The organism is Tengunoibacter tsumagoiensis (assembly GCF_003967535.1).
Taxonomy (GTDB): Bacteria; Chloroflexota; Ktedonobacteria; order Ktedonobacterales; family Ktedonobacteraceae; genus Tengunoibacter; species Tengunoibacter tsumagoiensis.
This window is the reverse complement of record NZ_BIFR01000002.1, coordinates 1,621,186-1,645,387: the sequence shown is the minus strand read 5'-3', so window position 1 is coordinate 1,645,387 and position 24,202 is coordinate 1,621,186. Positions and strand designations below refer to the sequence as shown.

Below are 24,202 nucleotides of genomic sequence, written 5' to 3'. Positions count from 1 at the left end.
CTTCTTCTTTCTTTTTGATCATTTAGCTGAAATGCATCATTGCAGGATCGCCTTTTTCCTCCTCGCTCTCTAACGATCGCGCTATTGCCTCTGCCAGATTGCGCCCCAGGTAATCGACATGTGGCTGAACGATCATTGTATCGTGTGTGCCAGGTGTGCTGTAGATCTTGATGGGATCAATAGCGAGCGCTTGCCATTGTGCAGCGATCCGATCAGCAGCTGTTTGATGAGCCCGCTCCTGTGCCAGGAAGAGAATAAGTGGACCTGCATAGTGCTGTGGCTGATAGGATTGAAGCATGGCTCTGCCCACTTTTGCCAGTCTTAAGAAGCGCTCAAGCCAGGGGAGGCTTATCTCTGGCAAGTCGAGCCGAGCCTGCTCAATCTGGTGAAGGATAGCTGGAATGCGTTCAGCAGGAGCAAGTTGCTTCAGCTCGCTCTCAGTAAGCGAGAACGCTTTCCCTTCGGAGCGAGCCTGTTCGTGGGCAAAGTGGAGCAGCTCACCACTTTCATCCAGCGGTAAGAGTTGAGCGTCTGGTATCTGGGAATCAAAGAGAGCAAGTAAGGCCACTTTTTCTCCCTGTTTCTGCAACTGTTGAGCCATTTCAAATGCCACGATGCCTCCAAAGGACCAGCCACCGAGCAGATAGGGACCCGCTGGCTGTTGAAGCTGAACTGCCCTCACATAGGTGGTTGCAAGATCTTCAATGGTTGCTCTTTCATCAATGGTCTCTTGATACTGACGCAGATCTTCAAGACCATAGAATGGTTGCTCCTCTCCCAGAACTTCAGCCAGCTCACGGTAGCAGAGCACTCCACCGCCGCCCGGGTGGATACAGAAGAACGGTCGTTTGCTGCCCCCTGCCTGGATGGGAACGAGCGGCGTCAGCTCTGTTTCCCCTTTTTCCTGACGGAGTATGGCGGCGAGCTGCTCGATAGTTGCTTCCTGAAAGAGCAGCGAGAGCGGAAGTTCATAGCTATATTGCTGGCGAATACGGTTCATCAAGCGAACGGCGGAAAAAGAGTTACCACCGCGAGCAAAGAAATTCTCATTGATGCCAATTGGTCGGGTGGCTAATACCTCTTGCCAGATCTGAACGAGCTGCCATTCCAGAGCATCGCGTGCCGGAATCCTTCCTTCCTCCTCATACTGTTTGCCATTGTGCTGACTTAATTGTTTACGATCGAGTTTGCCATTAGGTGTAAGAGGGAAGGCTTGTAGCCAGAGAAATGTTGTTGGATGCATATAGTCTGGCAGTGATCTAGCCAGATATGAGCGCAATTGCGTGGAGGTGCAACTGGACCCTGCTCTGGCGATAAGATAGGCCACTAAACGCTTCTCATGCTCTGCATAGGTTTGCGCGACTACGATCGCCTGAGCGATGGCTGGATGTTGCTCGAGCAAAGCCTCAATCTCTGCGGGTTCGATGCGGAAGCCATGGACTTTGATCTGTTGATCGCTGCGCCCAAGATATTCGAGCGACCCATCCGTATGATAGCGGGCCAGATCGCCCGTTTTGTAGAGGCAGAGCCCGGGTCTCTCCTCGGAGCTCCATGGATCTGGGATGAAGCTTGCGGCTGTAAGCTCTGGCTGGTGCTGATAACCACGAGCCAGTCCGCTGCCTCCGAGATAGATCTCTCCAATGACCCCCATAGGGACTGGTTGAAGATAGCGATCAAGGAGGTAGAGACGGGTATGAGCAATCGGCTGACCAATCCGTACAGATGGATAGTGGGCAGTAATCTGCTGAGCTGCTGACCAGACGGTTGTCTCTGTTGGTCCATAATAATTATAGAAGGCGACCTCTGCCCCCCTGGAATGGAGCAGTTGCGTGGCTACTTCTTGAGGGAGGGCTTCGGCTCCACTAATCATGGTATGGAGCGAGGGTAAGGGAAGACCGAGCTGTAAGAGCATCTGCCAGGTGGTAGGCGTTGCCTGCATCAAGGTGGCGTGGTGTTCTTGTAAGACAGAGTGCAATCTCTGGCCATCTCTGGCAATGGTCTGTTCAATCAATAGCAGCCTGGCTCCGCTGATAAGCGGAAGAAAGAGTTCGGGGATCGACATATCGAAGGCAAATGATGCCAATGCTGCGATCGTGTCTTGCTCGCAAATCTGATGTTTATGCTGCATATAGGACAGGATGTTGCGTACGGCATCGTGGGTAATCATGACGCCTTTAGGCCGCCCGGTTGAGCCAGAGGTATAGATACTATATGCTAATTGCTGCCCATGAAGGGATGGAGGCACCAGAAGGAGGGGCTGGTGCTGATACTCCGAATGATCATCGTCTATGATAAGAACCTCTACTCTCTGTTCCAGAGCGAAAGGAGGCTGTGTATGGGTGAGGAGGAGTGAGATCTGAGCATGCTGCAAGATCCACTGTTGACGCTCGATTGGATAATCTGGATCGATGGGAACGTAGGCTCCTCCGGCTTTCAGGATTCCCAGAAGCCCGATTATGAGACGGCAATCGCGTGGAAGACAGATCCCTACAGGTACATCTGCACCAACACCTTTGTTCAGGAGCAGATGCGCCACTTGATTGGATTGTTGGTCAAGTTCCTGATAGGTCAGGGTCCCCTGCGTTGTGATCAGCGCTTGCGCATGAGGAGTACGCCTCGCCTGTTCAATGAAGCGATGGGGAAGATACTCTGCTGGTCGTATGTCATCGCTCTGTTCCTGCTGCTGAAGAGCGAGCGCGAGTTCCGGTGGCGTTAGCATAGGAAGCTGATGAATGGATTGGGTCAGATTGGTTGCCAGAGCGGAGAGTATCGTCTGAAAATGCGCAAGCATGCGGCGCATAGTGACTTCTTCAAAGAGCGCCGTTTGATACTCGAGGGTCCCTATAAGGACACTGTCTTGCTCTTCTAAGGCCAGTGCGAGATCAAAGCGAGCGGTCTGTTTCGCTGCCAGCGTGGTTGGATGGACGGTAATATCGGCGAATTGCTGCGTATATGGTGGCAGATTCTGGAATACAAAGAGTACCTGAAAGATTGGATTATAGCTGAGATTACGGACTGGTTGAAGCGCTTCAACCACTTTTTCAAATGGCATCTCCTGATGTGCATAGGCGGCCAGTGCGACCTCTTTCACCCGTTGTAGGAGCTCCTGGCAGGTTGGATCTCCTCCCAGATCTGTGCGTAGAACCACTGTATTGGCGAAATAGCCAATCAGTGGCTCTAATTCGCTGTGTGTGCGACCTGCAATGGTGGTCCCAATGAGAAGATCATCCTGGCCACTATAGCGATGAAGAACAATGTTCCAGGCGCTTAGTAAGAGCATGAAAAGGGTACAATGCTCTTGCTGACAGAGCTTTTTAAGCTGCGCCGTTACGTCTGGATTGATGATCAGGTTCAATTCAGCTCCCTCAGTAGTCTGAATGGGGGGCCTTGGATGGTCCGTTGGCAGAGCAAGAAGCGGAGGGGCCCCGGCCAGTTGGTGCCTCCAATAGGCGAGCTGTCGCTCAAAGTGAGCGCTCTGCTGCCATTGTTGCTGCCAGATGGCAAAGTCCCGATATTGAAGCGGTAATGCAGCGATTTGAGGCTGTTCTTGCTGCAAGAAGGCCTGATAATGCAGCGCTACCTCTCTCCAAAGGATCTGGAGGGACCATCCATCCGCAATACAATGATGGATACTTACGAGCAGAACGGCGGTGTGTGGTTGCAGATAAAGCAGACGCCCTCGTAAGAGTGGACCGGTTGCCAGATGAAAGGGCTGCTGGGACTCTTCCCTGGCGATCCGTTGCAGCTCTTCCTCTGCTGATGCATGAAGAGAAAGATCGATCTCTTGCAGGTCAAACGATTGCGAAGGGAGGATTATCTGAACGGGTTGCTCATCCTGGACCTGGAACCGCGTGCGCAAACTTTCATGACGCTGGATGACTGCCTCAAAGCTCTGGATCAGAAGGCGTGGATTGAGCGCACCTTCAAGACGAAGCGCTTCAAAGATCGTATACGTCGTGCTCAAGGGCTGAAGCTGATCGAGAAACCATAAGCGCTGCTGCGAGAAAGAGAGGGGTGCCGGGCCATCGTTGCTGCGCCGGGGAATGTGTGAGTCTGTGAGTGGGTCAGCCTCTTCCGTCGCTGCCTGTCGTGCCTCGATGCTCGTTGCTAGCTGAGTAATGGTCGGCTGTTCAAAGAGTATTCGTAGTGGAACAGTGATCTGAAGCTCGCTTCGCATGCGGGCGATCACCTGCGTTGCAAGGAGCGAGTCTCCACCTAATGCAAAGAAATGATCATGGATACCAATTGATTCAATTGAGAGTGTTCTCTGCCAGATCTCAGCCAGCTTTATCTGGAGAAATGTCTGGGGACGAATAGTCTGTTCAGTGCGTAAAAGGTGCTCTTCTGAGATCTGTAAGAGCGCCGCATGGTCAACTTTGCCATGGACAGTTACAGGTAATGCTTCGACCACAAAAAAGAGGCCCGGTACCATAAAATAGGGCAGTCTGGTAGCCAGAAAATCTCTCAAGCCATTGACCGATACGACCGCATCTGGCTGAGGGACAAGATAAGCAGCGATTTGAGGCTCTCCATTAGACGTCTTGCGCATTAAGACGCAGCATTCCTGTACAATAGCCGCCTGTGTAAGGGCCAACTGGATCTCACGGAGTTCAATCCGGAAACCATGCCACTTGACCTGCTCATCAAGGCGTCCCAGATATTCAAGCGTTCCATCGGGCAGGAAACGTACACGATCACCTGTTTGATACATTCGCTGTCCTGGCTCGAGCTGAAATGGATCAGGGAGAAACCGTTCAGCCGTCCATTCCGGAGCTTGCTGATAGCCACGAGCCAGTCCCGCTCCACTAATATAGAGCTCACCGGGGAAGCCTCGAGGAACAGGGTGTAAAAAAGCATCCAGGACATACAGTCTTGTATTAGCGATGGGTCTGCCGATGGGGACAGAGCCCTCCTGGGGAAAAGAGAGTGGCAGCTCATAGACGCAGCAACCGACTGTGGCCTCTGTTGGACCATATTCATTGATCCAGCGCAAAGGAGCTGCTGACGCGAGGTGACGCCACCATGCTAATTGTTCGGCGTACAAAGCCTCACCACCGATAACCAGGGTCTGCGCTTCGATAGGCGGCAGTTCTTCTTGTTCTATCAGCAGGTGCTGCCACTGCTGAAGATGTGCGGGCGTCATTTTAATAGGAGAGAGCTCAGTCGTGCTCAGAAGCTGTTGAAGCTCTGTACTGCTCTCTTGTTCAGAGAGGAAAAAGAGCGTCTTGCCTGTGATTAGAGGCGGAAAAAGGCTCGTCACCGTTAAATCAAAACCAGGTGAGGTATGAACCGGGGCCCCCGCTTTGTGGGAGACGCCATAAGCCTCGATGCTCCAGAACACATAGTTTATGAGTGACTGATGAGAGATCATAACTCCCTTTGGATCGCCAGTTGAGCCAGAGGTAAAGATAATATAGGCCAGATGCTGGCCTGTCATGGCTGTCGTATTGCTTGCCAGTGCAGCTCTGCTCTGGCGAGAAAGCTCGGAATGCTGGCTATCGATGCAGAGGTACGGGCAAGAGCTATCTGCAAGCTCACTGGTGAGCTCTGATTGTGTAATGATCAACTTGACCTGGGCATGCTGGAAGATCCAGCGACACCGTTCGCGTGGATAGGCAGGATCGAGTGGGACATACGCTCCCCCGGCCTTTAGAATGCCCAGAAGCCCAACTACCAGTGCAGGCTTACGAGCGAGATAGAGCCCTACTGGCGTCTCTGGTCCTACATCATGGTACTGTCGGAGCAGATGGGCAAGCTGGTTAGATTGCTCATCAAGTTCACGATACGTTATCGTCCCTTGCGCCGAATGGATTGCGCATGCCTCGGGCGTACGTTTTGCCTGAGCGGTAAAGAGTTCATGCAGGCAGGCATCCGCAGGATAGCTTTGTGCCGTCATATTCCAATCAATGAGCAGATCTTGATAGTCCTGTGAAGGAAGAAAGCATTGCCTTGTGTCTGCTTCAGGATTGCGGAGCATACTGGTTATCACCTGCTGATAGCAAGTCAGAAGAGTATCTGCTAACGCTGGACTGATCCGCGTGGTATCGACATCGAGCAGCAGGCTGAGCTCATCAGTAAAAGGATCGAGCGAAAAGCTGGCGTTCAGGGCAAAATTAGTCTGTTCGTGCCGCCGAGTTTCCAGAATAGTAAAGTTATGAGCCTGTTTGAGAGGTGTCAGAGCATGGAAATGGAGATAGGTGAACAGCGTGTCCAGGACCAGTGGATGCTCCTTCTGGATCGCTGCCAGAGGATACTGACGGAAGGGCAGGAGTTCACATTCCTCGGCAAAGGTCGTTTGAATAAGCTGTTTCCAGGTACTTTGCCGCAATGACAGGCAAAATGGAACAACATTCAAGAAGAGCCCGCACGTTTGTGTTCCCCCGATCTCCTCAGGTCGCCCTTCACAGGTCAGCCCTGTAATAATCTCCGTTGATCCACTCAGCAGGCTCATAACCTTACAGTGGATTGCGAGCAGCACACTTTTCAGAGGCGCTCCAACAGTTAAGCCTGACTGGCGCAGACCTGCTTTCTCCTCAGGCGTAAAGAGATGGGTAGCATAATAGAAACGTCCATCGGAACCTGGAATAGAGGTTGGCAGGAGCGGCTGCGTGTGCGTGTGTGTAAGTTTGTGGTACCAGTAATCACGATAGGCAGGATCAAGGAGAATCGCCTGCTCTCGAGCAACATAATCACGGAAGGCAGGCACCTCAGCGCTCCTGGGTGGGAGTGCCTTGCCCTGTAAGAGCAGAAAATACGTTGAAAAGAGCTCTGCAAGCAGGAGATGGAGACTCCACCCATCCAATAGCGCATGATGCTCAGTCATCGTCAATTGAAAGGTCTGGTCAGACCGCACATGCACATGAAAGCGTAGGAGAGGAGGGTCGGTAAGATTGAAAGGCCTGCTCTCCTCAGCCCGTAAAAAAGTAGCAAGCTGTTTTTCTTGCTCCTCAAAGGCCAGGTGGCTAAGGTCAGTCAGTGGACAGGGCAGAACGGCTTGCGCATGGACAATCTGTAAAGGTCGTGAATAGGTTGTGAGATCAAAGGTAGTACGTAGAATAGCATGATGATCAACAATCGTTTGTATCGCTATCAGGAAGGTTGGATAGTGAAGTGGGCCCTGGAGATGGAGGCTAAACACATTCTGATACAGTGGACGTTCAGGGGTCCAATCCATATGGTAGAGCATGCCCTGCTGTAAGAGCGTGAGGGGATAAGCATCTGTACTTGTGACAGGAAGCCCGACATAATCGTCTGCCTCAAGCAGGCTGAAAGGCAGCACCACAGCCGGGGCAGGCTGTTCAGCGAGAGATATATGGTCGGCAAGTTCAGCAATCGTTTGATAGTGAAAGAGCTGAGGAAGCGAGCAATAAAGCCCCTGCCGCTTCATCCGCGCAATGACGTCAAGGCTCCGAATAGAATCCCCACCAAGCGCAAAAAAATTATCATGGATACCAATTGGAGACCGCGCCAATCCCTGTTCCCAGATCGTAGTGAGCAACCGCTCTACAGCCGTACGCGGCGGGCTATACACGGTGCCACTTTTCAAAGCGGTCAGCGTCTGTGGTAACTGGAGTAAGGCCTGAGCATCCAACTTTCCATTGGCCGTCAGCGGCAAATGTTCCACCCAGAAATAGTGCACTGGATTCATATAGTCTGGAAGTCTCTCCTGCATATACTGTCGCAACGCATGATGGGTCAGTTGTTCTGATGCCTCCTCCTGTCTGGGAATGAGATAGGCAACTATCTGCTCGTTCGTCTTTTGGGTTCTATCCAGCAGCACTACCGCTTTTTGAATCTCCGGATGGAGTTGTAATGTATGAGCGATCTCCGCTAATTCAATACGAAATCCGCGCAGCTTTATTTGTTGATCGGTCCGTCCAAGATAGATCAGCTCTCCTGAGGCCAGACGGCGAGCGCGATCTCCACTTTTGTAGAGCCGTGCCCCTGGTTCCGTCGAAAAAGGATGTGGTATGAAGCGTGTCGCCGTAAGCGCTGGCTGATGGAGATAGCCACGCGCAACGCCTCGCCCGCCTACATATATTTCACCGGCCACTCCATCTGGAACAGGGCACAGCTGCTCATCAAGAAGATAGAGCTGCTCGTGCGCTAATTCTGAGCCCAGAATGCTCCCCACTGGATGATGAATCTCTTGCTCATCAATGGGATGAAGCGTCACATGGACGGTTGTTTCGGTGATTCCATACATGTTCACAAGCTGTGTAAGTTGCCCTTGATTGTGCGTAAGCCAGGGAAGAAGGCTGGCAAAATCTAGCCGTTCTCCACCAAAAATGATCCACCGCAAGGAGCTTTTCGCGAGCTCATTGGTAACTTCTTCTGATTGGAGTAACCGCTGGAAAGCTGTTGGCGTCTGATTAAGCACGCTTACTTGTTCATTGCAGATCAGCGTCCAAAATTCTGTAGGTGAGCGACCGGTCGATGGTGGCACAATAACGCACTTGCCTCCAGTTGAGAGGGCTCCCCATAGCTCCCAGACAGAAAAATCAAAGGCAAACGAATGAAAGAGCGTCCAGACATCCTGGCTGGTAAATTGAAAGTAGCTCTGTGTCGCAGCTAAGAGCTCTATGACTTGCTGGTGTTCTACCTCAATTCCTTTGGGCTGACCGGTTGAACCCGAGGTATAGATGACATAGGCCAATTGCTGAGGGTTCAGTGAGAGGGCCAGATTGTCATTGGCCTCTGAAGACTCATCCTGTTCTCGGGCAAGCTGATCAATGGAAACGATAGTTCCGTGATATTCAGCGATCGTTTCATACAGGCTGGACTGTGTAAGAAGGAGAGGCGAACGGCTCTCATTGAGCATAAACATGAGACGTTCAGGTGGATTCACAGGATCGAGTGGGAGATAGGCAGCTCCCACTTTCAGGATCGCAAGCTGTGCAATGACAAACTCACAGGAACGTTCCAGGTAGACTGCAATCAGCATCTCAGGGCCCACATTGAGTTTTTGAAGTTGACGAGCTAGCTGATTTGCCGCCTGATTGAGTTGTCGGTAGCTCAGTTGCTGGTTAACATAACGGAGCGCAATTGCTTCTGGATCGCGTTTGACCTGTTGTTCAAAGAGCTCGCTGAGACTGGTACAGGATTGATCCTCCCGAGGAGGGGCGGAGTGCTGCACCTGCTGTGCATGTTGCAACGACAATTCGCGACAGCGTAAGCCTGGCTGGCTCACACACTCCTGTAAGAGATGCAAAAAGGCCGTCAGCATACGATCAATCGTGGCCGAAGCAAACAGATCTGTCTTATATTCAAATGCTACCCGGAGCTCGCTGGCGGTCTCATAGACAAACAGAGAGAGATCAAACTTGGCCGTTCCTGTATCCACCGGCAATGATCGGACTTCTCGATGCTGCATATCCTGCTGAATAGGGACTGGATTCTGATAGGAGAAGAGCACCTGAAAGAGTGGATGCTGTTGAAGTGAGCGTTCAAGAGAAAGACTCTCGATGATCTTTTCAAAGGGAAGCTCCTGATAATTGTAGGCAGTGAGCATGGCCTGCTGCACCTGTTCAAGCCATTCCCGCCAGAAGAGATCCTGTGTCAGACGACAGCGCACAACCAGTGTATTGACAAAGCATCCAGGCATTGTTTCGAACTCCACACGTGTGCGTCCGGTGATAGGCATACCCAGGACGAGATCTTCTTGCCGGGTATAGCGTTGAAGCAACAGGAAAAATGCTGCCAGAAAGAACGTTGGAAGCGTCATATTCTGGTTGAGACTCTCCGTTTTTAGCTGTGAGACCAGCGCAGAAGGCAGGAGACGTGAGCGTATGGCTCCATGGATCGACGATGTGGTTGCGCGTGGATAATCTGTTGGTAGCTCCAGATATGGGAAGGCATCCTGCTGCGAAGCCTCTCCAAGATACTCCTTGCGCCATGTCGTGAGAAGCTCTTGCAGCGCCGGACTTGCCAGCCATTGCTGTTGCCAGTAGGCAAAATCCGAGTATTGAAAGATCTGGCGTCCAACAGAATCTGGTGCACGCTGTGTACGATAGGCTTCATAACAGAGCATAAGTTCACGCAAAAAAAGCTGGATCGACCACTCATCGGTAATGCTATGGTGCATAGCCAGTATAAAAACATATTCATCATCGGCAATCTGTAGCAGTGAACAACGGAGTAGAGGTCCCTGAGACAGCTCAAAGGGGTGCTGCGTCTGGGCTTTCATGAACGTAGAGAATTGATACTGCTGAACCGAAGGCGAGAGCTGACGGAGATCTTTACAGAGCAGAGGAACAGAGAGCGTCGGGAGGACAAGCGGCTGACAGCGGCCATCAGGAGCACTGATGAAGAGCGTGCGAAGGATCTCATATCGTTCGACAAGGCAATCAATGCTCTGTTGAAGAAAGCGGCTCTCTATCTGATCATGTAAGTGATGGGCAGAGATGACTGTATATAAAGCGCTCCCAGGGTACAACTGGTCCAGAAACCAGAAACGTTGTTGGCTTGAAGAGGCACAGAGAGGCGTTGTGGCAGGCCTTGCCTCGAAGACAGGGGCAGCAGGCGTTCGCTCAATCTCCTGTTCCTGAAGCAGGTACTCAAGAAGAGCAAGCTTCTCGCTGAGAGAGCTCTTTTGCTGCTGAGGATTGGGCGTAAAAGACGCTCTATTTGACGTATCAACCATGTGCCGTCTCGCTTTCTTGTTCTGCTCGCTTGCGTTTGTCCAGTAAGCGCGCGACATCATCTGTCGAGAGCTGCGTAATCTGCTGAAAGACCAGCGCAATTTTTTCGAGTTGTCCCGGTCTCGCTTCATAGCGCTGGATGACAGGAGCAAGCTCTGCAATGGTCGGGGCTTCAAAGATATGGCGGACAGGACAGGTAATCTGGAAGATCTGATTCAGCCGTGAAATCAACTGAATAGCCAGCAACGAATGGCCACCCAGGAGAAAGAAATTGTGGTAAACGCTGATCTGAGGACGCTCTAAGAGCTCACTCCAGAGCTCTGCCAGGACCGCTTCTAGAGCAGTACGGGGCAGGATCACCTGCTCGTACTCTGACTCTTCTGGCACCGGAAGTTCCATCAGTGCATGACGATCAATCTTGCCATTTGCATTGAGTGGCAGCTTCTCCAAAAGCACAAAAGAGCCAGGAATCATATAGGCAGGTAAGTGCATCTGTAAAAATTCGCGTAGATCCTGAAGATCAATGCTCTGCTGGACACTGAAAAAAGCCACCAGTCGTTGTTCGCGACGTCTGTTTTCCCGAACGAGGACCACCGCATCGCGAATGACTGTATAGCGACGAAGAACGTGCTCAATCTCCCCCAATTCGATGCGAAAACCATGGATCTTCACCTGTTGATCGCTTCGACCAAGAAACTCTAGCTCTCCTTGCGCCGTATAGCGTGCCAGATCCCCCGTTTTGTAGAGGCGTGCTCCAGCCTGATGAGAGAAAGGATGCGGGAGGAAGGCAGCTGACGTCTTATCGGCAGCATGAAGATAGCCACGACCGACTCCCACACCTCCAAGATAGATCTCCCCAATCACCCCAGGAGGTACAAGTTGCAGCGAGGCATCCAGAAGATAGAGCTCCATATTAAGAACTGGTCGGCCTAATGGGACAGAGAATTGTTGAATGGGCAGTGGCTGCTCGATACGGCAATGTGTCACATCGTCGGAGCATTCTGTTGGTCCATAGGCATTGAGGAGCGGAATAGCAGGATAATATGCAAACCAATCGGCGCAGAGCCGAGGCGCAAGAGCCTCTCCAGTCAATAGCAGCCAGCGTAAGGACGTCAAAGGCCAGCGCCCTTCTTCTTGACGCGCTAACTCCTGGAGCATACTCTGTAAGAGTGAAGGGACCGTCTCGAAAATACTTATCTGTGCGACCTCAATTGTCTGAAGTAATTGGCTCAGATCATAGGTGATGATGTCGGGCAAGATAGCAATACGGCCCCCCACAAGCAGGGCAGCAAGGAACTGCCAGAGAGAGATATCGAAGCATTGAGATGCTGACTGAGCCACACAATCTTCGGCTGTCAGGGCAAGATCCTGTACTTTTGCATAGAGATGATTGAGCATGCCCAGGTGTTCAATCATCGCTCCTTTGGGCTCGCCAGTCGAGCCCGAGGTATAGATAATATAGGCCAACTGTCGAGAAGAGAGCGCAGGGAGCTCTATCTGCTCATGAGCAGATAGAAGCAGTGAAGCAGCATCGTGCAGCAACGTCTCCTGTTCCAGCAGGGTTGGTATGAGCGGCAGCTCTTTGAACGCAGCGTTTACTGTAGCGCAGAGAGCATGGGCGGCTACAACAAAGCGTGTCTGACTCTGCACAAGGATCTGGTGTAATCTCTGGCCGGGCAGCCCGGGATCAAGTGGCAGATAGACCCCGCCAGCCTTGAAAATAGCGAGCAACATGATCAGAAACGCAATGTTGCGCTCTGCCAGCAAGGCGACCGGCTCCTCTGGTTGTATCCCTGCTTGCAAGAGAACCTGAGCTACCCGATCACTGTGCGACTGTACCTCCTGATATGTTAGCGATTGCCCATCTGCCAGGACTGCAATCGCGCCGGGTGTCCGATCCACCTGCCGAGAAAAGGCCTGGAGAAACGTCTCCTCCGGCAGGGGAGACGTAAGGGGCTGATTGGCAGTAAGGAGTGTATAGTTCGTGATTTTTTGCTCAGGCGCCTGCACAATCTGTTCGAGAAGTGTCTGGAAATATCCCATGAGACGGAGAATTGTTGAGCGTTCAAAGAGAGCAGTCGCGTATTCAACCACGAGCTCCATCTCTTCTGCATGAACCTCAACAAATAGGCTGAGATCAAATTTTACCGTCTCAATGGCAATAGGGACCGGGCTGATAGTCAGATCCAGAAGCTGGCGTGTTGAAGACATTAATCGCCGCTGCTCGATCAGATCTTCAAGCAGACCAAATTCAACCTGAAACAAAGGATGATAGCCTGAACTACGCTCCGGCTGAAGAGCCTGCACCAGATGTGCAAAAGGAACCTCTTGATGGGCCTGGGCATCTAATACCGTCTGACGAACACGAGCGAGCACCTCGCGAAACGTAGGCTCTCCCGTCAGAGTCGTCCGTAAGACCAGTGTATTGGCAAACAAACCGATCAGAGCCTCAAATTCCAGCCGTGGACGATGTGCCACAATGGTCCCAACGACAATATCCGTCTGACCACTAAGGCGGGCCAGCAGGATCTCAAACGCGGCCAACAGCATCACAAAGAGTGTCACACCTTCTTGCTGGCTGCGATCACGGATCTGTCGAGCAAGAGAAACCGGAAGATTGTAGGTCACCCGCTCGCCACATACACTGAGGACAGCTGGCCTGGCATGATCGAGCGGCAAAGCCAGAAGCGGAGGAGCGCCAGCCAGATGTTCTTGCCAGTAGCGAAGCTGATGTCCATAGGACTCACCAGTGGCGAGAGAGCGTTGCCAGGCGGCAAACTGTCGGTATTGGCAGGGAAGCTCTGGCAGTGGGCTGGGCCGCTCCTGAGAAAAGGCACTATAGAGTGAAAGCAGCTCTTGCAAGAAAACGCTGATCGACCAGCCATCGAAGAGACTATGGTGCGTCGTACATTGAAGCAGAACCCTGTCAGGAGCCAGTTCGAGCCAGAGCACGCGGAACAGCGGCCCCTGCTCCAGATCAAATGGTTGCGATGCCTCCTGAGTAAGATACGGTTCAAGTTCTTGCGTCGCCAGACCAGATAGCTGTCGTATTGGAATCGTCAGAGCAGGAAGAACGATCTGACGAGGCCCATCTGCCTCAAGGCGAAAAACCGTTCGCAAACATTCTTGTCGACGTACAATCTCAGCGAGAGCGCGTGTAAAGAGCGAAAAGCGGAAATCTCCCTCAACCTGATAAGCAAATGAGAGATGATACTGACCCGTGTTCGGGTGGAGCTGCTCCAGAAACCAGAGGTGCTCTTGTGAAAATGAGAGCCTGTGTGCCTGGTTATGCTCAACCTGTGTGGAAGGATGGGAAAGAACTGGGGAAAGATCATGAAGTCGCGCAGGTAGCAACAGCTCAATCTCCCGCGCCATTGCGCCCAGTGTAGGCGCATCAAAGATCGTCAGAAGAGGGAGCTCCACCTGGAGATCGCGTCTGATACGTGAGATAAGGCGGATAGCAAGCAGAGAATGTCCACCCAGTTTGAAAAAATGGTCAGCGACACCTACCTGAGGCACCGCAAGAAGTTCCTTCCACAGTTCGGCCAGCGCCTGTTGTAGCGCCGTCTCAGGGGCTTGAAAGCCATTTGTAGCAACAACTGCAACAACCTCACGAGGCAGTGGCAGGGCCGCACGATCCACTTTTCCCTGAATCGTGAGCGGCATGGTCGGTAGAAATATGATCCGACCTGGAAGCATATAGCCTGGGAGCAGACCAGCCAAAAATTGATACAGCTCTTCCTGTGTTGCCTCTCCCAGGGTCGTCACATATGCACAGAGCGCCTCCTGATCCAATGCCTGAGCAATGACCACCGCCTCCTTGACCAGAGGATGAGAGCGCAACAGCGCTTCAATCTCCCCCAATTCAACGCGGAAGCCCCGTATCTTTACCTGAGCATCACAGCGATCCAGAAACTCTAGCGCCCCTGTAGGAAGCATGCGCACGCGATCGCCAGTACGGTAGAGCCGGGCCCCTGGCTCAGTAGTAAAAGGATCGGGAAGAAAACGTTCCGCCGTAAGATCAGGTCGCTGAAAATAGCCTCGAGCAAGCAATGGACCACCAATAGCCAGCTCACCAACGAGACCAGGAGGAACAGGTGCCCCTTCTTCATCTAACACCAGATACCTTCTTGCGGGCAGCGCATGGCCAATCGGTGTCCTGACTGGAAGATGGTCTGTGTGCAGGGTGGCATACCAATGTGTCAGATCAAAGACAGAAGAGGTAATAATCGCCTCGGTTGGTCCATAGGCATTCACGAGTTGGACGGTGCGTAAGGCCGTTGTATGCCAGAGCTGTACAGCCTCAGGTCGTACCTTTTCACCACCCAGAATAACCAGCCGTAAAGAACTGGGAGCCACCAGACTGTTCTGAACCTGCTCATCAGTGATCCACTCATACCAATAAGAAGGCGGAATATTGAGCACAGAGAGCCCTGATCTTTTCACATAGTCTGTCAGGTCATGAGCATCCCAGAGAGCCGATCGCAGAATCAGTGTGGCCCCACTCACTAAAGTCGTAAAGATCTGCTCCAACGACACATCAAAGGCCAGCGACGCAAATTGCCAGACGCGATCCTCCGAGTGAATCCCAAAGACCGATTGGACACTGGAAAGATGATCCATAACAGCCTCATGTGAGACCCCCACAGCCTTTGGTTGCCCCGTTGAGCCGGAGGTATACACCAGATAAGCGAGCTGCTGTGAAAAGCCAGACCATTGAAGATTCGTCTGGTCATAAGCAGAGAACATCCAGCTAGACAATGCAAGAGGCAAGATCTTCCCACCATAGCCAGCAAAATCCAGAACCTGCTGAGGGCTGGTAAGCAGATAGGTTGCCGCACAATCCTGTAACTGAAACGCGATCCGTTCAGCAGGTGACTGAGGATCAAGCGGGACATAGGTGCCCCCGGCTTTCAAAATAGCGAACAGCGCAATAACTGCCTCGAGAGAACGTTCGAGACAGAGCGCCACCCGTTGCTCAGGCCGTAAACCATGAAGCACAAGATAATGGGCAAGCTGATTGGCATAGGCGTTTAAATCATCATAGCTGATAGATTGCTCGTGAGCGAGTACCGCCACCTTCGTACTTGACCGATGAACCTGCTGTTCGAAGACCTGCTGTACAACCAGCGGAGAGAAAGACCGAGAGGAGAGAGACGAGCCAGTCTCTGGTATCCAGATAGGAAGACTGCTAACTGGTTGCTCGAGATAGGTTGCCATCGATTGAATAATTGTCAACCAGTAGGTGAGCAGTTGTTGCATCGTCGTCTGGTCCCAGAGATCGCGATTATACGTAAGCTGTCCACTCAGTGTCTGCTCCTGCTCGCGCAAGCCAAACGAAAGATCAAACTTGGCATAGTCATTATTGAGCTGGAGAGGAATCAACTGATACTCTGCGCGTGTCCGTTCGATCTCTGAGCGGTATTGGAGATCGAGCATGACTTGAAACAGCGGGCTCTGAGTAAGGAGACGCTGAGGATGGAGCTCTTCAACCAGCTTTTCAAACGGCATCTCTTGATGAGCATAGCCATCCAGAGTCACCTGGCGAACGTTTTGAATCAGCTTTGCCAGCGTTGGTCGATCTGCAACAGAGATCCTGAGCGCAATCGTATTCAAAAAGAGGCCAAACACCTGCTTCAGATCATGGTGGTCTCGTCCAGAAACGGGGACCCCAATCACCACCTCATCCTGCTGACAATAGCGTGTCAGCAGAACAACGAGGCTACTCAGCAGGATCATAAACGTCGTCACCCCCATCTGCTGAGCCAGCGCATGGATCTGACGGGTCACCTGAGCTGAAAAAGAGAGTGGGAGATAGCCCGCTTTCTGACCCGTGTGAGCGCCGCGTAGGAAATCAGTTGGCAGATTGAGAGAGGGCGGACAGCCAGCCAGCTGCTTTTTCCAATACGCGAGCAACTGTTCATAATGAGCGCCTTGCAGCCAGGTTCGTTGAGCCGAGGCATAATCGCCATAGCGCAGAGCTTGAGCCGGGAGAAGAAGCGTCTTTTGCTCAACCAGAGCAGTATAGAGCTGATGAAGCTCCTGAATAAAAACATCGATTGACCATGCGTCACAGAGCAGATGATGGAGAACAATCAGCAAGACGCGATCATCTGGTGCAACGTGAAGAAGCGTCGCATGCCACAGAAGCTGCTCTGTCATCTGGAAAGGCCGTTGGATCAGGTGCTGGATCTGCCACTGAAGAGCCCGCTCTCGAGCCTGTGGTTCCGTCTCATCGATCGACACAGAAGCGAGCCGATGATTGACAAGAAGAGAGGGTTCGATCACTTGCTTGATCACCCCATCATCTTCTCGTAACACGGTCTGAAAGAGCTCATGACGCCCTGTCAGAGTCGCTACTGTTTCTTCTAAAATCTCTTGATGGAGCGTACCAGTGATGCGAACAGCGATGCTTTCATGATAGGCGGCGCTCTGAGGCTCTAACTGTTGCAAAAAATACAGCCGCTCCTGTGCAAAGGAGAGAGGGGCCTCAAGACCAGCCCGTCTTTGCACAACGGACGAAGGCACGAGCGACTGAGGCTCATGGGATTGCAACCGTTTTGCCAGCAAAGAGCGTTTGTTCGCAGAGAGCTCTTGCCGTCTTTTTGCCAGATCATCTGGTACAGGCATAGTGCACTTCCAATCGTCAGAAAGAGGTACATTTATGATATCTGGATATCTGCATTGAGCATACCTGTGAGAGAGGGGGACTGTCATGGAGAGGCGAGCGTATTTTATCTACCTTCTTTCAAGCAGATGAGGCCAGGAATGTGTTCTTTCAGGAGAAAAGAAAAAGAGAAGAGACAAGAAAAAAAGATTTCTCCATCATCGAAGCGCTGAAGACAAGAAGATGGAGAAGCAAAGAGCATCAAGCAGCTTAATTGAATGCTTTCCGAGAAGCTGCTCTGGCGCGCTGGCTTAGATCGCGTATTTTTTTGATGCCTGTTTCATCGAGCACGAAGCGGTATGCAAGGCGACCGGGAGCTAAAGACTTGCCCTCAAGCAGTTCAAAGCCGAGTTTGCGCACCATATTATCGCCTTCAACAGTCGTTGTAACAGTATAGAGCGTTGTAATTTGATAGCCATTGGAGATAAGATGCATGAGAACATCCATAAAACGATAAAGGATGATCCCTGAATAGAGATTACGAACATGATGTGGCAAATTTGGATCAACAGCAATAACATCAATATAGACACTAAAAGGATGAAAGCGAGAGAATGGGAGGATATCTTTGACCACAATCTCACGCTCAATCTTTTGCCCTATTAGAAGCGCATCGAGCGTCTGTTCAGATAAAGAGAACATAGAAATATAGCCAGCGACATTCCCATTGACCTTAAGCGAATGAAACGTAAACTCCGATTTTTGTTGAAAAGCGATGCGGTCTGGTAACGGCGTAATAAAATCGTTGCCAAAGCAGCGCGTCCCAATCTGCATCTCTTCAACCTGATCGGCTGGCGTTGAACGAGAAAAGACAATCTTATCAAATTGTTCAAACACCATATTCATTGCCATAGCAAGAGCATTGATATCCCGTTTGGGATACATCCCTTGCTTCATACCAGGAAGGACCACTTTGGGGATCAGGCCCTGATTGACCTTGCGGAAAAACATCGCCTTCGAGAGGCCAAGTTTTTGTTGTGCCTCGCTGGCAGTGTAATAAGATTGATTATTATTCATTGTCAGTCTTTTCTATTAAAGCAGTTTCTGCTAATAGCATCTCCTTTTTCTTTTCTGATTATTGAAACTATACCATATTGTTGTGATCTTGTAAACTTTGCATATTACTGAATTTAGAGTAATTTTTGTAACTAAGTAGTATTGGTATTGACAAGTGTAAACATATATAGTATAAAGTGAACAGTATATACTTTTGAAACTTTTGGAGGCAGCGAAACTTGTCGACAAGCACATGAGATGTGGGTAAATACCAAAGATGGTGAAGAGCTGGTGAGGTGGGTTTGGACAACTCATGAGGGAAATGGATGCACTGGAGCATCCAGGGGTGGGTTTTTCTATGCATGCTGATGCAGAAGCACGGATAGCAGGAATCATTGCATCAATAAAGGAGACACCTCGTGCCAGCACAAAGGAAATTACGAGTCGGGCTACTTTTTGGCGGAAATTCGAGCGAACATGATATTTCGCTTCTTTCTGCCGCATCAGTGATACGCCACTTAGATGCCGAGAAATATGACGTTTTTCCAATTGGTATCACGAGAGAAGGCGTCTGGTTACCGGGTATAAAGCCAGTAGAGTTTATCGCAGCCGAAGATCATATGCATAGTAGTCAGACGTCTGGGCAGAAAAATTTTGAAACCTTTCCCGAAGCATTAACTTTATCAATCAAGCTGTCTACTCCAGGCGAGGGATTAGATGTTGTTTTTCCGGTCTTGCATGGACAGAATGGTGAAGATGGTACGGTTCAGGGTCTCCTGGAATTGGCGGATCTCCCCTATGTTGGATGTGGAATTATGGGATCAGCGTTGGGGATGGATAAAGAGAAAGCGCGATTGATCTTCCGCTCGTTGGGCCTGCCTGTCGTCAATTCGTTATCTTATCGGAGCAGTATCTGGAAAATCTCGCCAGAACGGATTCTGGATGCAGTTGAGGAACGCCTGGGATATCCAAATTTTGTCAAACCAGCCTCATTGGGTTCGAGCATTGGCGTCAGCAAAGTGTATGATCGTGGAGGTCTTCGCCGCGCCATTCAAAACGCAGTTGAATATGATCATAAGTTTCTGGTTGAGCAGGCGATTAATTGCCGTGAGCTTGAGTGTTCAGTATTAGGAAACGACGAACCAATGGTCTCCGCAGTGGGAGAGGTTTTCTATACAGGCGAGTTTTATGACTACTATGCAAAATACCAGGATGAACGTTCCCACACCGTTGTGCCAGCCTCTATTTCACCTGCCCTTGTTGAAGAGATGCGCTTCCTTGCTATCCAGGCCTTTCAAGCACTCGATTTAAGCGGTATGGCCCGCGTAGATTTTTTTCTCGAGCGAGAGACCGAAAAAATATTCATCAATGAAGTGAATACCCTCCCGAGCCTGACCAATCAGTGCATGTATTCTAAACTCTGCGAATATAGTGGATTACCCTATACCCATTTACTTGATCGCCTCATCGAACTTGCGCTAGAGCGACATGCTCATCGTCACCGTCTCAAACGCGCACATAATTGCAATTAGCACTCATTTTTCCCGCTCAACCAGCAACATATGAAGAAGCCCGAGAATCAGCAGAGGCCATCCTGTGCGTCAAGGCGCAACATAGACAAAGACACAAAGATATGAAAATGGAGCTGCTCTGTTCATCTGAAAGGGATGTGACTTATGACAACAGTATCAAGACCTGCCCCGCTCTTTTCTGGATTTGCACCAGGTGCTTTGAATAGAGACCTGCTTCCAGAGCTCTCTCCTGGGGATATAAAAACGCTGGATGGCATTCGTTCGATTGCCCATCTATTAGAATTGGGGCAATCTATCTGTGGGCAGACGCAAGAATGCACGCAACGGCTCTGCCTGGAAGTAGAGAAAACGATGCAGGGGAATGCCCACCTTCATCTGGGCCGCCAGACAAGATCGCCACACCAATTATTGGGAGCTGCAAGCTTGCTCTCTTTTCCCGTCCAGTTCAATCATATCGTCTATGGCTATCTCACGCTTGTTCGTGATTCGCAGCAGCCTGATCAGCCGGTGATCCCTACTCCCATTGCCCAACTCCTGATACGCGTCTGTGGGTGGCTGCTCTATACCTTTGAGCAAGCGGCATTTGTACAAGGGCAATGCCGTCAGCTTCAATATCAAGTGAATGGGCCACTCACGAAACGCGAGCGAGAGGTCTTGACCCTTATGTGTCAGGGCCATGATCAGCAAGCCATTGCAGATATTCTGTGTATTGCACCTGCAACTGTGGGAAAACATCGGCAGCATATTTATAATCAGCTAGGCGTTCATTGCGAACGTGATGCGCTCTTTGCTGCTTACCATACGGGATTGTTTTCGCTCATTGAGGGATATAGTTCATAATTGTAGCGTCTATTTGTAGTGTCTATAAGGAGGTATCTCTTTGTCTCAACAGATTGTAGGAGTCGTGGGTGCCGGTGTTATGGGGATCGGTGTCGCCCATAATCTCGCTCAGACTGGACATTCAGTGATTCTGGTTGATATCGATCAGACGATCTTAGTACATGCGAAAGCGGAGATTAGCAAGAATCTGCGTATGCAGCGCATGCTGAGTAAGACGAAAGACATGGAAAGTAGCGATACGATTCTCAATCGTATCACCTTCACAACAGACTATGGTCTCTTAACGGATGCCGATTTTGTGATTGAGAATGCAACCGAAAAATGGGAGATCAAAAAACAGATTCATAGCCTGTTGGATGAGATCTGCCCATCGCATGCCGTCTTTGCCATTAATACTTCCGCCATCTCGATTACCAGACTGGCTGCGGTCACAAAACGGCCAGCCCAGATTCTGGGGATCCACTTTATGAATCCCGTTCCCCTCAAGCCTGTAGTTGAGGTGATTCGCGGTTTTCATACATCTGAGGAGACCATTACTGTGACCCAGCGTCTATTGACCGCGATGAATAAGCAGTGGGTCATTGTCAATGATTATCCTGGTTTTGTCTCGAACCGTATCTCACACTTATTCATGAACGAAGCTGCCTTTGTGGTGCAGGACCAGGTTGCAACGCCGAAAGATGTTGACGACATTTTTGTCAAATGCTATGGACATACCATGGGCCCGCTCCAGACTGCCGACCTGATTGGATTAGACACTGTTGTGCAGACGCTGGATGTGCTCTACCAGAGTTATCAGGACCCCAAATTCCGTTGCTGCCCTCTCTTGCAAAAGATGGTTGACGCGGGCCTCTATGGCCGTAAGAGCGGAAAAGGTTTTTATACATACGCCTGATATATTCTTCTGATTGTTTGTCATCTGAAAAAAAATACGAGAGCGTTGAATACTCTCGCCAAGGAGGAACCTTCCATGGAGATTCGTACAAAAGTATTAGCTTTTCTTCAGCAGTTTTTTAATAGCGCTGTGCTTGGTGATGATCAAGACTTTTTTGCCATGGGTTTTGTAAACTCTCTCTTTGCCATGCAACTGGTTCTTTTTGTCGAGAAAGAGTTTGGTATCACCGTTGATAATGATGATCTGGATATTGACAATTTTCGCACCATTCGCGCGATTGTCAGCCTGGTGGAGCGCAAGCAGTCGGTAAACGCTCTTTAAGCTCCCCTCACTGCCGGATTTGATCGTTCAAGAATGAGGAACAGGATGGATAACCTGGTAACCGACCAGCAGAAGCAGAGGCAGATAGGATTTCGTGCTTTTGTGGATGAAGAGGTCATTCCGATTGTAGACCAGTATGATCAAGAAGAGCAGACGCCGCCAGAGCTGATTAAAAAGATGGCTCGTGCTGGCTACCTGGGTGCGGCGATCCCTGTCGAATATGGTGGATCGGCCTTTGACGCGATCACGCTTGGCTTTCTCTGTGAAGAATTTGGTCGTGGTTGCTCCTCTCTACGCAGTCTGTTGACGGTGCACACTATGGTTGCATCTGCCATTTTACGTTGGGGAACAAAAGATCAGAAGGCTCACTGGCTGCCGAAATTAGCGACCGGCGAGATCATCGGTGCTTTTGGACTGAGTGAGCCCAATGTTGGCAGCGATGCCAAAAGTGTTGAGACCGTCGCTGTTCCAACCGATAAGGGATATCTGTTGAATGGCAAGAAAAAGTGGACCACCTATGGCCAGATTGCGGATCTCTTCTTAATCTTTGCACAGTGTAAAGGGAGCGTCACCGCCTTCCTGGTCGAAGCCACCGCCGCTGGTTTTTCGCGCCGTCCCCTCCATGGTATCTTTGGAACCAGCGCTTCGATGTTAGCGGAGATTACCCTGGAAGATTGCCTGATCCCACGTACCCAGCTGCTGGGTGGGATTGGCTTTGGGCTTGCCTCAGTTGCAACCGCCACGCTTGATAGTGGCCGCTATACCGTTGCCTGGGGATCAGTGGGTATTCTCCAGGCCTGCCTTGAGTCCTGTCTACGCTATACCAGCACACGTCAACAATTTGGTGTCCCACTCAAAGAGCACCAGTTGATCCAGCAACTTATCACCCGCATGATGACCGACACGAGAGCAGCGCGGCTTTTATGTCTACAAGCCGGCTTTTTAAAAGATGGTGGTGATCCACGCACTGTCATGGAGACCTGGGTCGCGAAATACTTTGCCTCAACGGCTGCGGTCCGTGCAGCCAATGATGCTCTCCAGATCCATGGAGCAAACGGTTTTAGTCGCGAGTATTACGCGGTACAGCGCTATCTTCGCGATGCCAAAGTTATGGAGGTCATTGAAGGGAGCACCCAGATCCAGGAGATTACCATTGCCCGGTATGGATATCAGGAACAGAGCCGCTGAGTGGCAGCGGCGCTGAGCAAGAAAGGAAGCTGTAATGGTCAGTGAGTCAGGGGTTATCATCAATGAGAAGCCTCCCAAAAAGAAGTCCATTAAGTGCGTTGTCTGGGATCTCGATCATACCCTATGGGATGGCGTTTTATTGGAAGATGGAGAAATTCATCTGCGCCAGGATGTCGTAGAGGTCATCAAGACGCTTGACGAGCGTGGCATTCTCCATTCGATTGCCAGCAAGAACGATGCTGCGACCGCTCTGGCCAGGCTCGAGGCATTTGGCATACGAGAGTATTTTCTTTTTCCGCAGATTAACTGGAACTCCAAGGCCTCCTCTATCAAAGAGATAGCTAAAGCGCTCAATATCGGCATTGATACGTTTGCGTTTGTTGACGATCAGCCTTTTGAACGGGAAGAGGTGGCCTTTGCCCTGCCTGAAGTGCTCTGTATCGACGCGCTCGAAAGCTCCAGTATTCCCGCATTAGAGGCGATGCAGCCACGCTTTATCACACAGGACTCACGTAATCGACGTCATATGTATCTCAGCGATATGAATCGTGATGAGGCTGAAAAAACCTTTACCGGGCCCAGCGATGAGTTTCTGGCGACCCTTAACATGGCCTTTACGATTGCTCCCTGTACCGAAGCAGAGCTCCAGCGTGCGGAAGAGCTCACCATCCGAACTCATCAACTGAATACAACAGGTTACACCTACTCCTATGAGGAACTGAAATCTTTTATCACCTCACCTCGTCATCGGCTCTATGTCTCCAGCCTGGATGATAAGTATGGAACCTATGGCACCATCGGGTTGGCGCTCGTTGAGTGTGAGCCAACGTTCTGGACGGTCAAATTGCTGCTGATGTCCTGTCGCGTGATGTCGCGTGGCGTTGGCACCATTATGCTGAACTACTTAATGCAACAGGCGCGTGCAGCTGGTGTCACGCTTCGTGCCGAATTTGTCTCCAATAACCGTAACCGCATGATGTTAGTCACGTATAAATTTGGTGGTTTCCGTGAGATTATGAAAGAAGGCGATTTCACCCTCTTCGAGCATGATCTGGCGCACATAACACCTTTTCCAGCTTATGTTGATGTAATTATCAAAGAGTAAGCGGACAAGGATTGAGGG

The 24,202-nt window shown here is 50.7% G+C and carries 9 protein-coding genes; 6 read left to right on the top strand and 3 right to left on the bottom strand.

The window, feature by feature from the left end; translation table 11 throughout:
- Window positions 1–22: 22 nt before the first annotated feature.
- The 3 genes from EL628_RS27075 to EL628_RS27065 form a co-directional block, all read right to left on the bottom strand.
- Window positions 23–10,642 carry a non-ribosomal peptide synthetase gene (locus EL628_RS27075; RefSeq protein ID WP_161975804.1) on the bottom strand — a complete coding sequence of 3,540 codons (10,620 nt, stop codon included), beginning with the start codon at window positions 10,640–10,642 and terminating at the stop codon, window positions 23–25.
- Window positions 10,635–17,270, bottom strand: coding sequence for a non-ribosomal peptide synthetase (locus EL628_RS27070; protein ID WP_161975803.1), 6,636 nt, complete (start codon window positions 17,268–17,270; stop codon window positions 10,635–10,637). The genes EL628_RS27075 and EL628_RS27070 overlap by 8 nt, the downstream gene beginning before the upstream one ends.
- A gap of 247 nt (window positions 17,271–17,517) precedes the next feature.
- Entirely contained in the window at window positions 17,518–18,324 is an 807-nt protein-coding gene (locus EL628_RS27065; protein WP_126583092.1) for a helix-turn-helix transcriptional regulator, read from the bottom strand.
- A gap of 398 nt (window positions 18,325–18,722) precedes the next feature.
- Here EL628_RS27065 and EL628_RS27060 point away from each other — a divergent pair, with 398 nt between their 5' ends.
- The 6 genes from EL628_RS27060 to EL628_RS27035 all read left to right on the top strand — a co-directional run bounded on the left by EL628_RS27060 (window position 18,723) and on the right by EL628_RS27035 (window position 24,184).
- Window positions 18,723–19,835 carry a D-alanine--D-alanine ligase family protein gene (locus EL628_RS27060; protein ID WP_126583091.1) on the top strand — a complete coding sequence of 371 codons (1,113 nt, stop codon included), beginning with the start codon at window positions 18,723–18,725 and terminating at the stop codon, window positions 19,833–19,835.
- Window positions 19,836–19,979: 144 nt separating this feature from the next.
- The gene (locus EL628_RS27055; protein ID WP_126583090.1) at window positions 19,980–20,675 is read left to right on the top strand and encodes a response regulator transcription factor; all 696 of its coding nucleotides are present in this window, start codon (window positions 19,980–19,982) and stop codon (window positions 20,673–20,675) included.
- Between the two features lie 40 nt (window positions 20,676–20,715).
- Window positions 20,716–21,570, top strand: a complete 855-nt coding sequence (locus tag EL628_RS27050; RefSeq protein WP_126583089.1) for a 3-hydroxyacyl-CoA dehydrogenase family protein — start codon at window positions 20,716–20,718, stop codon at window positions 21,568–21,570.
- Window positions 21,571–21,645: 75 nt separating this feature from the next.
- Window positions 21,646–21,891 (top strand): acyl carrier protein, encoded by a 246-nt coding sequence (locus tag EL628_RS27045; protein ID WP_126583088.1) that lies wholly within the window; start codon window positions 21,646–21,648, stop codon window positions 21,889–21,891.
- A 45-nt stretch (window positions 21,892–21,936) separates the two neighbouring features.
- A complete protein-coding gene (locus EL628_RS27040) occupies window positions 21,937–23,079 on the top strand; it encodes an acyl-CoA dehydrogenase family protein (protein ID WP_126583087.1) in 1,143 nt (380 codons plus the stop codon).
- Between the two features lie 34 nt (window positions 23,080–23,113).
- Window positions 23,114–24,184: an HAD-IIIC family phosphatase gene (locus tag EL628_RS27035; RefSeq protein ID WP_126583086.1), complete on the top strand. Its 1,071-nt coding sequence runs from the start codon at window positions 23,114–23,116 to the stop codon at window positions 24,182–24,184.
- Window positions 24,185–24,202 lie beyond the last annotated feature (18 nt).

Bases quoted from the DNA above. Each gene is read 5' to 3' on its own strand.
- EL628_RS27040 (WP_126583087.1), top strand. From the start codon at position 21,937: ATGGATAACCTGGTAACCGACCAGCAGAAGCAGAGGCAGATAGGATTT.
- EL628_RS27070 (WP_161975803.1), bottom strand. From the start codon at position 17,270: ATGCCTGTACCAGATGATCTGGCAAAAAGACGGCAAGAGCTCTCTGCG.
- EL628_RS27065 (WP_126583092.1), bottom strand. From the start codon at position 18,324: ATGAATAATAATCAATCTTATTACACTGCCAGCGAGGCACAACAAAAA.
- EL628_RS27055 (WP_126583090.1), top strand. From the start codon at position 19,980: ATGACAACAGTATCAAGACCTGCCCCGCTCTTTTCTGGATTTGCACCA.
- EL628_RS27075 (WP_161975804.1), bottom strand. From the start codon at position 10,642: ATGGTTGATACGTCAAATAGAGCGTCTTTTACGCCCAATCCTCAGCAG.
- EL628_RS27045 (WP_126583088.1), top strand. From the start codon at position 21,646: ATGGAGATTCGTACAAAAGTATTAGCTTTTCTTCAGCAGTTTTTTAAT.
- EL628_RS27035 (WP_126583086.1), top strand. From the start codon at position 23,114: ATGGTCAGTGAGTCAGGGGTTATCATCAATGAGAAGCCTCCCAAAAAG.